Raw genomic sequence first — 14,834 nt, forward strand, 5'->3', positions numbered from 1 at the left:
TAAGCATAACAATAAAAGGTGTCAAAAAGTGACACCGATGGAGGGGAAAATGAAAAAATCAGAACGTTTAAATCAGGAACTTTTTTTCTTGAGAACCCATCCTCAGTTTAATTTAAATCAGTTAATGAAAACTTTTGGGATTTCTAAAAGCACAGCTTTGCGGGATATTGAAGCTTTGGAAAATTTAGGCGTGCCGCTATATGTGGAGAATGGTCGTTATGGTGGCTATCGAGTTTTAAACAAACCGTTGTTGCCGCCGATTTATTTTAACGAAAATGAAGTGTTAGCAATCTTTTTTTCGTTACAATTACTGAAATTAGTCGCAGAGTCACCGTTTGGTCATTCCTATCAGCAAATTCAGCAAAAATTATTGCATTCTTTAGATGAACCAACCCAATTTAAAATCAGTCAAATGAGTAAGGTCGTCTATTACGAAGGAATTGAACAAGTAGAAGCACCAGGCAATTTAGAGCAGCTGTTTCATTGTATTTTGGCGCAACAAGTAATTCAGTTTAACTATACCAGATATGAAGCAACAACGAAAAAAATCTTACCAACCCGGTTAACTATTTTAGAAGGGTATTGGTATTGTTCAGGCTATGATGTGACTAAAAAGGCTTGGCGTACTTACCGCTGTGATTTTATGGAGGCTATTCAGCAGTTAAACCAAACACTGGATTTTACGACTGAAGAACTGAAAGAATCGTATCGCCATCAACAAACGACGGCACGTACGATTCCATTTAAAGCAATCATTACAGAAAAAGGCAAAGAATTTTTTTATAAACATCGCTTTGACAATATTCAGTTGGAAGAAACGCCCACGCAGTGTTTTTTAGTTGGACAGATTCATCCAACAGAAACACAATTTTTAGCCAACTATTTTATGGGCTTTGGTGAAGAAGTGACAATTTTAGAGCCAGTCCAAGTGAAACAAGCATATGTAGAAAGTATAATGAGGATTCAAAAAAAATATCAAGAATAGATTGTGGAACTGTGAACAATCTCATGTGTAAAAATGCACATTGGAGAGGAGAAAGAAAAACCCTTGATTTTTAAATCAAGGGTTTTTCTTTCTAAGAACGTGCTTGCCCATTTCCATAAATAACATATTTTGTCGAAGTAAGCTCTGCTAAGCCCATAGGTCCACGGGCATGTAATTTTTGCGTACTAATGCCGATTTCGGCGCCAAATCCAAATTCAAAACCGTCCGTGAAACGAGTTGAAGCATTCGCATAAACAGCGGCTGCATCCACTTGTTGTAAAAATTGTTGTGTGGCAAAGTAATTATCACTAATAATACTTTCAGAATGTTTTGTATTGTAGCGATTAATATGCTGGATGGCTTCGTCCAAAGAATCAACGACTTTCACTGCTAAGATAAAGTCGAGAAATTCCGTTTCCCAATCTTGTTCAGTCGCTGGAATGGCTTCTTCAAAAATTGCTAACGCACGTTCATCTGCCCGAAGTTCCACGTGAAACTCCTTCAAGGCTTTTTCAATTGTTGGTAAAAAGGCTTCAGCCACCTCTTGATGAATTAATAACGTTTCGGCGGCGTTACAGACAGAAGGACGTTGACATTTAGCATTGACAATAATTTCAGTTGCCATTGTTAACTGGGCGTCTTTGTCCACGTAAATATGACAATTGCCTGTGCCCGTTTCAATAACAGGAACAGTGGCTGTTGTCAAAACAGTTTTGATTAAGTTGGCGCCGCCACGTGGAATGAGGACATCCAAGTAGTCATTTAAGCGCATAAGTTGTTGGGCTGTTTCTCTAGAAGTATCATCAACAAATTGAATGAGATGGGGAGAAACGGCTTCTTGGATTAGCGCTTCTTGTAAAATTGTCACCAATATCTGATTGGAGTGAAACGCTTCTTTTCCGCCTCGAAGAATAACAGCATTTCCTGATTTGAAACAAAGGCTAGCGGCATCTGTTGTCACGTTTGGCCGCGATTCATAAATGATTCCAATAACACCTAAAGGCACGCGTTGTTGCCCAATTAACAGCCCCGCTTCATTGCGCCACATTTTATCTACTTCCCCAATTGGATCGGGTAAAGTAGCGACTTGGCGTATGCCCTCGGCCATCGCTGTGATCCGTTCTTCTGTTAAACGTAAGCGGTCTTGCATTGTTTCAGAAATTCCGTGGGTAGCGGCTTGCTCTAAATCTAATGCGTTTGCTTGTAAAATGCGGGGCGCATTGGCTTCAATGGCTGCGGCCATTTTGTTTAACAAAGTATTTTTTTGACGAGTATCCATCAAGCCTAGCGTATAAGAGGCTTCTTTAGCTTGTTGCCCTAGTTGCTTTAAATCAGTCACTTTCATGCCCTCCTTTAATAAATAACGTACCGATATCTTTTCCTTCTAAAATTTCAAAAATGATTTTTGGCTGCTTTCCGTTTGCTAAAATCATCGCCTGTTGATTAGCTAACACACGTTCAGCAGCTTTTAATTTACTAGACATCCCACCAGTGCCAAAGCGGCTCCCCTTACCACCGGCTAATTGGAACAAGTCTTCATTAATTTCATTGATTTCAGAAAATAACGTGGCTTCTTTGTTGACAGTAGGGTTATCTGAAAAGAAACCATCAATATCTGATAACATAACTAACAAGTCAGCTTGAACAATTTGGCAGACAATGGCTGACAATTGATCGTTATCCCCGAACTTGGTTAAGTGATCCAATTCTTCAATTGCGACAGTATCATTTTCATTGACGATAGGAATAATATTCATTTTTAACAGTTGTTCAAAAGTATTGGTAACATTATTGCGACTTTCAGGGTATTCAATAACATCACGTGTTAATAAAACTTGTGCCATTTGTTGGCTATAGGTTGAAAACCGCTGATTATAAATGTTCATTAATTCTGCTTGGCCGACTGCAGCGACTGCCTGTTGTTCGGGAATTGTCGTTGGGCGCACAGATAGATTTAATTTATTCAGTCCGACACCAATTGCGCCAGAAGAAACTAAAATAATTTCTTTGCCTTGGTTGCTTAAATCACTCAAAGTAAAGGCTAATTGATCAATTGCTTTTAAGTTAATATTGCCATTGGGATAAATCAGAGAACTGGTTCCGACTTTGATCACAATTCGTTTGGCCTGTTGGAGTTTGTTTCTCATAAGTGCCTCGTTTCTTTTTACAGTAAAATTTGACACTCATTATAACAAAATCAGCGGCTACTAGAAAGTGCTAAATAATGAATAGTAAAGAAAGTTTAATGAAAGTGTGAACTTTTTGAGGGAATCTTGGGACTTTTTGGGATTTGGTCTGTTTATTTTAAGAGAAGATGATAGACTAAAAGAAGGAAAATAAACAAAAATTCTCCTCTTTTTTGCGTAGTCTAGATTAACTGGGCTTTTAGAAATGAGAAACTTACTAAAAACAACCAGAGTATCAGAGATTATGGTAAAATAGGAGTAGTTTAGACAGTAGGGGAGAATGAATATGAAACAACGTGGTTTTGAGATTATTTCTAAGTATCAAGAAGAGGGCTTGAGTGTCCCACAACGAGCAACAAAAGGTGCCGCGGGGTATGATTTTCAAGCAGCCGAAACGGTCGTTGTACCAAGTCTTTGGAAGTTACAACAAGCTGGAGAAAATCCCAAACCAATTTTAGTTAAAACAGGAATTAAGGCGTATATGCCTGATTCTGAATATTTAGAATTGGTAAGTCGTTCTTCGAACCCGCTAAAACGATTCCTACTTTTAGCGAATGGTGTCGGAGTCATTGACAGTGATTATTATAATAACGAGAATAACGAAGGACATATCATGTTCCAATTTTTAAACTTTGGATATGAAGATGTTGTCATTGAAAAAGGTGAACGAATTGGCCAAGGGATTTTTAAGCCGTTTTTATTAGCGGATGATGACCAAGTCGAGGCAGAAAGAACGGGCGGTTTTGGTTCGTCTGGACAAAAATAAAGCCCATTTTTTCAGTAGGCAACGTTATTCAAACCATTTAATAAATGTTAAAATAAACAACAGATAAGGAGATTCTACATGGCAAAAAAAGCAAAAGTTCAATTTGAATGTCAAAGCTGTGGGTATGTGTCTCCAAAATATCTCGGCCGCTGTCCTAATTGTGGACAATGGAATTCGATGGTGGAAGAGGTTATTCAAGATACTTCTGATCGTCGTGCTAGAGTAAGTTTGACTGGTAAAAAGACACAACCACAACGGCTATCTGAAGTCGTACCTAAAAAAGAGCCGCGTGTAAAAACTGAATTAGTGGAGCTGAATCGGGTTTTAGGTGGTGGCGTTGTTCCAGGTTCGTTAGTTTTAATCGGTGGCGATCCCGGAATAGGTAAGTCAACATTGCTCTTACAAGTATCGCAACAATTAGCAGCCACAGGTGGCACGGTTTTATATGTTTCTGGTGAAGAAAGTGCTGAGCAAATTAAATTACGAGCGGAGCGTCTAGGCACCGTCAACGAGACATTTTACTTATACGCAGAAACAGATATGCATGAAATATCACGAGCCATTGAAAAATTAGAACCAGACTATGTCATTATTGACTCGATTCAAACAATGACTCAGCCAGATGTTACCAGCGTTGCTGGTAGTGTCAGTCAAGTCCGAGAAACAACTGCCGAATTATTGAAACTGGCAAAAACGAATGGGATTGCCATTTTTATTGTCGGACACGTAACGAAGGAAGGGTCTATCGCAGGGCCACGGATGTTGGAACATATGGTAGACACGGTTCTTTATTTTGAAGGAGATAAGCATCACACCTTTAGAATCTTACGGGCTGTCAAAAATCGGTTTGGCTCAACGAATGAGATTGGTATTTTTGAAATGCAGACACATGGATTGGTTGAAGTTATGAATCCTTCTCAGGTCTTTTTAGAAGAACGTTTAGAAGGAGCCACCGGATCTTCAATTGTGGTAGCAATGGAAGGTTCACGCCCCATTTTGGTGGAAATCCAAGCGTTAGTTACTCCAACGATGTTTGGCAATGCCAAGCGAACGACCACCGGGTTGGACTTTAATCGCGTTTCTTTAATCATGGCGGTTTTAGAAAAACGGGCAGGCCTTTTATTACAAAACCAGGATGCGTATCTAAAAGCGGCTGGTGGAGTCAAAATTAATGAACCAGCTATTGATTTAGCATTAGCAATCAGTATTGCTTCTAGCTATAAAGAAAAAGGAACCTCATCTTCGGAATGTTTCATTGGTGAGATTGGTTTAACTGGTGAAATTCGCCGCGTGAATAGTATTGAACAACGAGTGCGTGAAGCGCAAAAACTAGGCTTTACAAAAGTCTATGTCCCTAAAAATAACCTTGGTGGCTGGGAAGCGCCTGAAGGGATTGAAATTATTGGCGTTTCAACAATTGGTGAAACGTTAAGAAAAGTTTTTAAATAATGAAAGTAGAAATAATCCGTTTAGGTTGTTGGTGGCGTATGATTTTTGTACGCCCCACAACACTAGACGTCTTTATTAAATAAACGAGGAGGATGGCTATATGCAAAAACGAATCATCACGTTGCTGATGATCATTGCTGGTGCAAGTTTAGGAATTTCTCTTTTCCCAATGGCTTGGGAAATGGCTAAGCAAGGCAATAACAGTTGGTTAAACAATAACTTTACGAACGGATTAATCGGTGCAATTATTTTCTTTATTTTATCTTTAGGGTTAGCAAAGTATATTGTTTCCGCTGTCAAAAAAATCGAAGCAGCTTTAAATGAAATGAGTTTAACCTATTTATTATTTGGAAGTATTGGTGCCATCATTGGTTTAACAATTGGCGTCATTATCTCCATTCCAATGTACAACTTACAAATTCCTGTCGTGAATAGTTTACTACCAATTCTAGTTATGATTATTCTGGGTTACTTAGGTTTCCGAATGGGAACAACACGGATTGAGGAGTGGAAAAAAGTTTTCACACCTCGCCAAAAGAAAGCAAATACGGAAGACACCGAAGGACAAATGTTGGAACGTAAAGTGGAAGACAACTTCCATAAATACAAAATTTTAGACACCAGTGTCATCATTGATGGCAGAATCTACGATATCGCTAAAACAGGCTTTTTAGAAGGTGTTTTGCTCATCCCTAACTTTGTTTTATATGAATTACAATACATTGCTGATTCTGGAGACAGTTTAAAACGGGTGAGAGGTCGTCGTGGCTTAGATATTTTAAATGCTTTACAAAAAGAAGAAGGTATCTCCGTTGAGATGTATGACGGAGATTTCGAGGATATCTCTGAAGTAGACAGTAAATTAATCAAATTAGCAAAATTATTAGATGGCGTGGTTGTGACCAATGACTACAACTTAAATAAAGTCTCTGAATTTCAAAATGTGCCTGTTTTAAACATTAATGCTTTAGCTAATGCTGTGAAACCAGTGGTGATTCCAGGTGAAACGATGAATGTGATGGTTGTAAAAGCCGGAACAGAGCGTCAACAAGGGGTCGCTTACTTAGATGATGGCACAATGGTTGTGGTAGAAGATGGCCAGCATTACATGAATGAGCAAATCGAAGTGGTCGTCACAAGTGCTTTACAAACCGCAGCTGGGCGTATGATTTTTGCCAAACCGGCGCACGCGGGTCGCGGGATTAATGATCGCAAGGATAACCATCCTAAAAACGATAAAAATTAAGCAAAGTGAGGACTTAGTATGATTCGAATCGGTCAAGGTTTTGATGTTCATCAATTAGTTCCGCAACGACCTTTAATTATTGGTGGGGTTACTCTTCCTTATGAAAAAGGTCTGTTAGGTCACTCAGATGCTGATGTTTTAACACATGCAATTATTGATGCAATCCTTGGTGCCGCTGGTCTGGGTGATATTGGACAACTGTTTCCCGAAACCGATCCGCAGTTCAAAAATGCGAATTCTGTAAACTTATTAAAAAAAGTAAATGAAAAAGTTGGGCGGTCGGGCTTTACTATTGGCAATATTGATTGTACAATTTTAGCGGAAGAGCCAAAGATGAGCCCATACTTGGCAGAGATGAAAAAGAATCTAGCCGCGAGTTGCCACTTAGCGGTCACACAAGTGAACATTAAGGCAACGACCATGGAAGCGATGGGCTTTGTTGGTAAAAAAGAAGGAATCGGCGCAATTGCCGTTGCTTTATTGGAAAAATAACTGAAAACGACGTTAAACCGTCTGTTTTTAAAAAATGGAAAGAGGAATGAACATGACGAAAGTTCGTGTGCGTTACGCACCAAGTCCAACTGGACACTTGCACATTGGGAATGCAAGAACAGCATTATTTAACTACTTATTTGCCCGCCACAATGACGGAGAATTTATCATTCGTATCGAGGATACCGACCAAAAACGGAACATCGAAGACGGCGAGAAAAGTCAGTTGGAAAACTTAGCATGGTTAGGGATGGAATGGGATGAATCACCTGCTCATCCGGGAGAATATGGTCCATATCGTCAATCAGAACGTAAAGAAATTTACCAACCATTGATTGATCAATTATTAAGTAGCAATCGTGCGTATAAGTGTTATTGTACGCCAGAAGAATTAGAAGCAGAACGTGAAGCACAACAAGCTCGTGGGGAAATGCCTCACTACGCAGGCACTTGTGCGAATTTAACACCTTCTGAACAAGCAGCCAAAGAAGCGGCTGGTCTAGAACCAGTGATTCGCTTCCGTGTGCCACGTAACACAGAATACAAATTTGATGACATCGTGAAAGGTGAAATTACTTTTGAGTCAGATAACATTGGTGGCGATTTTGTCATCCAAAAACGCGATGGGATGCCAACGTATAACTTTGCCGTTGCAGTAGATGATCACTTAATGAAAATTTCTCATGTTTTACGTGGCGATGATCACATTGCGAACACACCAAAACAATTAATGATTTACGAAGCGTTTGAATGGACACCACCTGTCTTTGGCCATATGACCTTAATCATTAATTCAGAAACTGGCAAAAAATTGAGCAAACGTGATGAAACAATTTTACAATTTATTGAACAATACCGTGAATTAGGTTACTTACCAGAAGCCATGTTCAACTTTATTGCTTTACTAGGATGGTCTCCTGTTGGCGAAGAAGAAATCTTCTCACAAGAAGACTTGATTAAATTGTTTGATGAACAACGCTTAAGCAAGTCACCAGCGGCCTTTGATGCGAAAAAATTAGAATGGATTAACAATCAATACATGAAACAAATGGACTTAGGTGAACTAACAGATATGTGTATTCCTTATTTAGTCGCTGACGGTCGTGTTGAAGAAAATCCATCTCCTGAAAAAATCGAATGGTTAAAACAATTAGTTAGCTTGTATCAACCACAAATGAGTTATGCAGCTGAAATTGTGGAACTATCAAACTTGTTCTTTAATGAACATCCAGTTTTAGATGATGCTGCGAAAGAATTCTTGCAAGGAGAAACAGTGCCAACTGTGTTACATGCGTTTAAAGAACAATTAGAAGCCTTGGACGTTTTCGATGTCCCAAGTATTAAAGCAGCGATTAAAGCCGTCCAAAAAGAAACCGGCGTTAAAGGCAAAAACTTGTTTATGCCAATTCGAATTGCTGTTTCTGGACAAATGCATGGTCCTGAATTAGGCGAAACCATCGAATTATTAGGCAAAGAAAAAGCATTAGATCATTTAAATAAAGTGTTATAAAAACACAAAGAATAGAAGAAGTAGACAATCAGATGGATTTCAGAGACGCTGTGGGTGGTGAGAACAGCGAGCATCTTTTGTCGAAATGCATCTATGAGTGGCTTTGGTGAAAAAAGTAACCGAAGACGTCGGCAGGCGTTAACTGTATCGAGGCAAGAGCTAGTTCTTGTGAAGAAAAGTGGAACCACGCATGGGCGTCTTTTAAGCAACGTTTTTTTGTTGCTTAAAAGACGTTTTTTATTTTTGTATAATAGAAAGGAGTTCACCATATGAGTTGGTTGAAACGTAGCGTCGCAGCTGTTAAAAGAAACGATCCTGCAGCGCGGACCACACTAGAAGTTCTTTTAACGTATCCTGGCTTGCACGCCCTGTTTTGGCATCGCTTGTCTCATTTCTTATATAGGCATCAGTTGTTTTTGTTGGCGAAGATTCATGCACAATTTTGGCGTTTCATAACGGGCGTAGAAATTCATCCCGGAGCCACAATTGGAGCGGGAGTTTTTATCGATCACGGCATGGGCATTGTGATTGGGGAAACCGCGGAAATAGAAGAAGATGTTGTTTTGTTTCACGGAGTGACGTTAGGTGGGACCGGTCGTGATACGGGTAAACGCCATCCAACAGTGAAAAAAGGAGCGATGATTTCGGCACGAGCTCAAATTTTAGGGCCAGTTGTGATTGGTGAACGTTCAAAAATTGGGGCGGGTGCTGTTGTTATTTCAGACATCCCAGCAGATGCTACAGCTGTGGGTGTTCCTGCGAAAGTCGTTCGTCTAAATGGAAGAAAGGTGGAAAAAGGGCATGATTAAAATTTATAATACATTGACCAGAGAAAAAGAAGTATTTACGCCAATTGAGGCGCATAAAGTTCGGATGTATGTCTGCGGACCAACCGTGTATAACTATATCCATATCGGTAATGCGCGCAGTGCGATCGCCTTTGATACAATTCGTCGTTATTTTGAATATCGTGGGTATGAAGTGAATTATGTCTCGAATTTTACAGATGTCGATGATAAAATTATCAAGGCAGCCAAAGAATTGAAAATTACTGCGCCGGAAGTGGCGGAGCGTTTTATCAAAGCCTTTGAAGAAGATACGCAAGCATTGAATGTCCAACCAGCAACGTTACATCCTCGGGTGATGGACCACATGCCTGATATCTTATCTTTTATCGACGTTTTAATTGAAAAAGGTTTTGCTTATGAGGTCGCAGGTGATGTGTATTATCGCACCCGTAAATTCCCTAATTATGGTAAATTAAGCCATCAATCGATTGATGAATTAGAAGTGGGGGCAAGTCAACGAACTGGCGTTGAACAACAATTAAAAGAAGACCCATTGGATTTTGCTCTTTGGAAAAGTGCCAAAGAAGATGAAATTTCTTGGGATTCTCCTTGGGGGAAAGGACGTCCCGGCTGGCATATTGAATGCTCTGTCATGGCGACAAAACACTTGGGAGAGACGATTGATATTCACGGTGGTGGACAAGATTTAGAATTTCCACATCATGAGAATGAAATTGCACAGAGCGAAGCCAAAACAGGCCATACCTTTGCCAATTACTGGATGCATAACGGCTATGTCACAATTGGTGAAGACGATGAAAAAATGAGCAAATCCCTAGGTAACTTCATTACTGTTCATGAAATGATTCAAAAAGTGGATCCGCAAATTTTACGTTTCTTTATGTCCACCACCCAGTACCGTCGCCCGATTCGTTATAGCGAAAGCACTCTAAAAGAGGCAGCAGCCAATTATCAAAAATTGAAAAATGCGTTTGAAAATTTACGTTTTAGACAAGCAGATGCGGTCGCAAGTTTGCCAGAGGATGAACACTATTTGGCTCAATTAAACGAATTAGAACAACGTTTTATTACGGAAATGGACGATGATTTCAATGCAGCTAACGGGATTACGGTCGTTTATGAATTAGCGAAGATGATGAATCAGTATAGTGAACAAGCGGCAGTTTCGGAACCAATTCTAGTGGCGATGGATAAGCTTTTCAGTGGCTGGTTAGCTATTTTTGGTTTATTCTTTAAAAACGAAGAATTAGTGGATGCACAAGTCGATGCGTTAATTGAAGAACGGAACCAAGCACGGAAAGACCGTGATTTTGCCCGAAGTGATGAAATCCGCGATTTATTAAAAGAACAAGGCATTGTTTTAGAAGATACTCCGCAAGGAACGAGATGGAGAAGAAGTGAATGAGAGATTACAAACAATTAAACGGTTTAGCTTTGGCCTATGTTGGCGATGCGATTTATGAAATTTACATTCGTGATTATTTAGTTTCCTTAGGACAAACGAAACCGAATGTTTTGCATCGCATGGCGACACACTACGTGTCAGCAAAAGCCCAAGCAAGCTTAATGCAAGCGATGTTAGCGGGAGAAATGCTAACGGAGGAAGAAGAAGTGATGTACAAACGCGGTCGGAATGCTAAAAGTCACACCTTTGCCAAAAATGCTGATGTGACGACCTATCGGGTAGCGACCGGTTTCGAATCCTTGATGGGTTATTTACATTTAACACAACAAAAAGAACGTTTAGAAGAATTAATTAACTGGTGTATCAAGAAAGTAGGTGAAACCAATGAAAAATGAAAAATCTCGTCCTTTTAAAAAAGGTAAGAAACGTCCAGAACGTTCAGATAAGCGTTCAAAAGAACGGAACCCACGACCAGCGACAGCAGGTGCTGATGGAACCTCAGAAGAGCTAGCAGATAACTTTGTCTTTGGTTTCCATGCCACTGTTGAGGCGTTGCAGCAAGGACGCGGAAATAAATTGTTTTTACAAGAAGATGCTCGTGGCGAGAAAATTGAGCAATTAAAACAAGCAGCGAAAGAACAGGCTGTTCCAGTCAAATGGGTGCCTAAAGCAAAATTAGATACGATGAGTGATCACGGCGTGCATCAAGGCATGGTTTTAGCAATCACGGCGTATCAATATTTAACTTTAGAAGAATTATTGGAACAAACAAAAGAAAAGACAGCAACACCATTTTTCCTAATTTTAGACAGTCTAGAGGACCCACATAACTTTGGCTCAATTTTGCGAACAGCTGATGCGACAGGCGTGGACGGTATTATCATTCCGAAACATCGTGCAGTGGGAATTACACCAACCGTAACCAAAGCATCAACAGGGGCCGTGGAACATATTCCAGTGGCTCGTGTAACGAATCTAGCGCAAAGTATTGCAACGCTAAAAGAGAATCAATTTTGGATTTTTGGTACAGATATGTCTGGGACGGATTATCGTCGCTGGAATACACAAGGCGCAGTTGCCTTAATCATCGGAAATGAAGGTCGTGGCATGAGTCAAGGTCTTCATAAAGAAGTGGATGAATTATTAACGATTCCAATGACTGGACACGTTCAAAGCTTAAACGCTGGTGTGGCTGCAGGCTTGCTAATGTATGAAGTCTATCGTGGCCGCAACCCATTATAGAAGAAGGCGATTGTATGAAAAAACAATTGTTAATCGTTGATGGCTATAATATGATTGGTGCTTGGCCAGAATTGGTCCAGTTGAAAAAGCAAGAGCGTTTAGAGGATGCGCGTGAACTGCTTCTTAGTCGTCTGTCCAATTATGCCAAATATGAAGGGTTGGAAATCATTGTGGTCTTTGATGCCCAATTAGTCCCAGGTATTCAGCAAACGTACAAAAAGTACCTTTTGACCGTGGTTTTCACCAAAGAAGATGAAACAGCAGATAGTTATATTGAACGTCTAGCTGGTGAAAAAAATGATCGTTTAACGCAAGTAACAGTCGCAACGAGTGATTTGGCTGAACAATGGGTGGTCTTTTCACAAGGTGCATTGCGGACTTCGGCCAATGAACTTTACAAAGCTGTCCAGAAAACAGAAAAGACGATTGCCATTCATGCAACGGATATCCATTTCCAGCAATTTCGTCGAAATTCTCCATGGAACGTGGAGCAGTTATCAAAACTTTCTGAGAAGCTAGAAGAATTGTCTCAAAAAAAAGATTAAACAAATGTTCGCTTAAGTCATAAATTTCTAACATGCTATGCTCTCCTAAATCATTCGATACGTTTATCGAAAAGGAGGGCTTTTTATGTTAGAACAGATTCAACAAGCATTAGCAGGAGACCAAGAACAATTTCAAGCCTTATATGGGCAATATCAGCCAGTGATTTATAAGTGCATGAAAAAATACTATTTAAAAGATTATGATACTGAGGACTGGCTTCAAGAAGGGCGAATTGTCTTCTTTCGGACGTTAGAACGATTTGATTCAGAAAAACAAGCATCATTAGGAAAGTTTTTTAAACGAAATTTTGAAAATCACGTACATAGCTTAATTCGCCATCAATGCGCCTATAAGCGGCGAACAGATACCTTGTCTATTTCTCTGGAACAACGATTAGAAAGCGCTGGTGAAGAGTTAGTGGACTATTTAGGGACAGCGGCTACCGACCCATTAGGTCAATTAATGATTCAAGAAAAATTGGCAGCTTTTCCGACACGTCTTTCCTCGTTGGAACAACAAATTTTAAACGCATACTTAAAAGGCTACACGTTAGAAGAAATCGCTAAAGTACGTGGGGGAACTTTTTCAGCTGTCCGAAGTGCCTATGATCGTGCCAAAGCAAAAATGAAATATACATTAGAAAATGAATAAAAATTCGACAAAACAGCCGGTTTGTCGAGCAAAAGTAGTTGCAAACAGACTTCTAGTATGATAAACTTGAAATTTTTTAAAAAAAGTGATATAATGTTTCTCGAGGTGAATGCAATGCCAACAACGTTATCGTCAATTAAGAAAGATTTGGAAGGCCGTATCGGCAGTGAAATTATGTTAGTTGCTCAGACTGGAAGAAAGCGCCAAACAGAACGTAAAGGAATCTTAACGGAGACTTATCCATCTGTTTTTGTTGTTGACTTGGATCCAGACGAGAACTCATTTGAACGTGTATCTTATAGCTATTCAGATGTTTTAACACGCACCGTTGAAATCGAATTCATCGGTCAAGCCGTATAATTTAGAAAGTCCGCTTAGGAGTGAAGGAAGAGCCCTTCGTTCCTAAGCTCTTTTTAATTTCAGCCATCTGTCGTCAGAGAAAGAGCAATCTTCGGTGTACTTCTTCATGGACATATGATAGAATCTAAAAGATTAAAATGTTGGTAGACAAAAGATTAAGGAAGGTGAATCAGGGAACCGATGGAAATAATCGAACGAGCTCCTGCGAAAATTAATCTTGGGTTAGATGTTCTGCATAAACGTGTGGATGGCTATCATGAAGTTGAATCTATTTTTGCAAGTGTAGATTTAGCCGATCATTTAACTTTTGAAAATCTAGAAGAAGACATCATTCGTATTGAAACGGACAGCTCTTTTTTACCCGTGGATCGACGGAATCATGTCTATCAAGCAGTTGACTTATTAAAGCGTACCTATAATATTCATAAAGGAATTAAAATATATATTGAAAAACGTATCCCCGTGGCAGCTGGTTTAGCAGGGGGGAGCAGTGACTGTGCCGCAGCATTACGAGGCTTGAACAAACTGTGGAATCTGGGGTTGACGATGGACGAACTCTGTGAAATTGGCAGCCAAATTGGTATGGATGTTCCTTATTGTTTAAGGGGCGGAACAGCCTTTGCAAACGGACGTGGGGAGAAAATTGAAGCATTACCGACCATGCCTCAATGTTGGATTGTGTTAGTTAAACCGAGAATTAGTGTATCCACTAGTACCGTTTTTAATGATTTAGCGGTAGATGAATTGCACCATCCAGATATTGCTGGACTAAGAATAGCTATTGAAAATGGTGATTATACTGGGATGACCCAAACGGTCGGCAATGCGTTGGAAAGTGTCACGATTGCCAGACATCCGATCGTGCAACAAATCAAGGATCGCATGCTGAAGTACGGCGCTGATGCAGCGTTGATGAGCGGCAGTGGACCGACAGTCTTTGCTTTATGTGAAAAGAAAACACGAGCACAACGGATTTATAATGGACTTAAAGGCTTTTGTGAAGAAGTTTATTTGGTTCGGACATTGAAATAAATAAAAACAACAGAGCGTGGAGCAAAAACCCAAAGTGATTTTTGTCCCACGCTCTGTTGTTTTTTTAAATTTATTCCTTGACGTCCCGTGATCCATTTGGTACATTATTCCTGGCAAATCGTAAATATTACGGTTTATAATAGGTAAATCGAAAA

16 protein-coding genes and 1 other annotated feature are annotated in these 14,834 nt (G+C 39.8%); of the genes, 14 read left to right on the forward strand and 2 right to left on the reverse strand.

Going from position 1 to position 14,834, the window contains the following annotated elements:
• The first annotated feature begins 37 nt into the window (after positions 1-37).
• Positions 38-985 (forward strand): helix-turn-helix transcriptional regulator, encoded by a 948-nt coding sequence (locus IGI63_RS09845; protein WP_002385468.1) that lies wholly within the window; start codon positions 38-40, stop codon positions 983-985.
• A gap of 91 nt (positions 986-1,076) precedes the next feature.
• Here IGI63_RS09845 and IGI63_RS09850 read toward each other — a convergent pair whose 3' ends face one another.
• Both IGI63_RS09850 and proB read right to left on the reverse strand, forming a co-directional pair.
• Positions 1,077-2,330, reverse strand: coding sequence for a glutamate-5-semialdehyde dehydrogenase (locus tag IGI63_RS09850; protein ID WP_002385467.1), 1,254 nt, complete (start codon positions 2,328-2,330; stop codon positions 1,077-1,079).
• Positions 2,317-3,132, reverse strand: a complete 816-nt coding sequence (proB, locus tag IGI63_RS09855; RefSeq protein WP_002389550.1) for a glutamate 5-kinase — start codon at positions 3,130-3,132, stop codon at positions 2,317-2,319. The genes IGI63_RS09850 and proB overlap by 14 nt, the downstream gene beginning before the upstream one ends.
• A 319-nt stretch (positions 3,133-3,451) precedes the next feature.
• Between proB and IGI63_RS09860 the strand changes: the two genes are divergently transcribed.
• The 13 genes from IGI63_RS09860 to ispE all read left to right on the forward strand — a co-directional run bounded on the left by IGI63_RS09860 (position 3,452) and on the right by ispE (position 14,679).
• The gene (locus IGI63_RS09860) at positions 3,452-3,937 is read left to right on the forward strand and encodes a dUTP diphosphatase (protein WP_002361472.1); all 486 of its coding nucleotides are present in this window, start codon (positions 3,452-3,454) and stop codon (positions 3,935-3,937) included.
• 78 nt (positions 3,938-4,015) lie between these two features.
• Entirely contained in the window at positions 4,016-5,386 is a 1,371-nt protein-coding gene (gene radA / locus IGI63_RS09865) for a DNA repair protein RadA (RefSeq protein WP_002356050.1), read from the forward strand.
• A gap of 100 nt (positions 5,387-5,486) precedes the next feature.
• Positions 5,487-6,632, forward strand: coding sequence for a PIN/TRAM domain-containing protein (locus IGI63_RS09870; protein ID WP_002368622.1), 1,146 nt, complete (start codon positions 5,487-5,489; stop codon positions 6,630-6,632).
• A gap of 18 nt (positions 6,633-6,650) precedes the next feature.
• Positions 6,651-7,124, forward strand: coding sequence for a 2-C-methyl-D-erythritol 2,4-cyclodiphosphate synthase (gene ispF / locus IGI63_RS09875; RefSeq protein ID WP_002356052.1), 474 nt, complete (start codon positions 6,651-6,653; stop codon positions 7,122-7,124).
• Between the two features lie 52 nt (positions 7,125-7,176).
• Positions 7,177-8,634 (forward strand): glutamate--tRNA ligase, encoded by a 1,458-nt coding sequence (gltX, locus tag IGI63_RS09880; protein ID WP_002381335.1) that lies wholly within the window; start codon positions 7,177-7,179, stop codon positions 8,632-8,634.
• Positions 8,633-8,839 (forward strand) — a binding site (T-box leader). Its footprint overlaps the gene before it by 2 nt.
• Before the next feature lie 64 nt (positions 8,840-8,903).
• Positions 8,904-9,443 (forward strand): serine O-acetyltransferase EpsC, encoded by a 540-nt coding sequence (epsC, locus tag IGI63_RS09885; protein ID WP_002356054.1) that lies wholly within the window; start codon positions 8,904-8,906, stop codon positions 9,441-9,443.
• Complete coding sequence (gene cysS, locus IGI63_RS09890) at positions 9,436-10,848, forward strand: cysteine--tRNA ligase (protein ID WP_429975740.1); 1,413 nt, start codon at positions 9,436-9,438, stop codon at positions 10,846-10,848. The genes epsC and cysS overlap by 8 nt, the downstream gene beginning before the upstream one ends.
• Positions 10,845-11,243, forward strand: coding sequence for a Mini-ribonuclease 3 (locus IGI63_RS09895; protein ID WP_002356056.1), 399 nt, complete (start codon positions 10,845-10,847; stop codon positions 11,241-11,243). The genes cysS and IGI63_RS09895 overlap by 4 nt, the downstream gene beginning before the upstream one ends.
• A complete protein-coding gene (gene rlmB / locus IGI63_RS09900) occupies positions 11,233-12,090 on the forward strand; it encodes a 23S rRNA (guanosine(2251)-2'-O)-methyltransferase RlmB (protein WP_429975741.1) in 858 nt (285 codons plus the stop codon). The genes IGI63_RS09895 and rlmB overlap by 11 nt, the downstream gene beginning before the upstream one ends.
• A gap of 14 nt (positions 12,091-12,104) precedes the next feature.
• A complete protein-coding gene (locus tag IGI63_RS09905) occupies positions 12,105-12,635 on the forward strand; it encodes an NYN domain-containing protein (RefSeq protein WP_002356058.1) in 531 nt (176 codons plus the stop codon).
• 85 nt (positions 12,636-12,720) lie between these two features.
• Positions 12,721-13,287: a sigma-70 family RNA polymerase sigma factor gene (locus IGI63_RS09910; protein ID WP_002356059.1), complete on the forward strand. Its 567-nt coding sequence runs from the start codon at positions 12,721-12,723 to the stop codon at positions 13,285-13,287.
• 57 nt (positions 13,288-13,344) lie between these two features.
• Positions 13,345-13,647 carry a Veg family protein gene (locus IGI63_RS09915; RefSeq protein WP_002383497.1) on the forward strand — a complete coding sequence of 101 codons (303 nt, stop codon included), beginning with the start codon at positions 13,345-13,347 and terminating at the stop codon, positions 13,645-13,647.
• A gap of 180 nt (positions 13,648-13,827) precedes the next feature.
• Positions 13,828-14,679, forward strand: coding sequence for a 4-(cytidine 5'-diphospho)-2-C-methyl-D-erythritol kinase (ispE, locus tag IGI63_RS09920; RefSeq protein ID WP_002356061.1), 852 nt, complete (start codon positions 13,828-13,830; stop codon positions 14,677-14,679).
• Positions 14,680-14,834 lie beyond the last annotated feature (155 nt).

This window comes from Enterococcus sp. DIV0086, assembly GCF_050498705.1.
GTDB lineage: Bacteria > Bacillota > Bacilli > Lactobacillales > Enterococcaceae > Enterococcus > Enterococcus faecalis.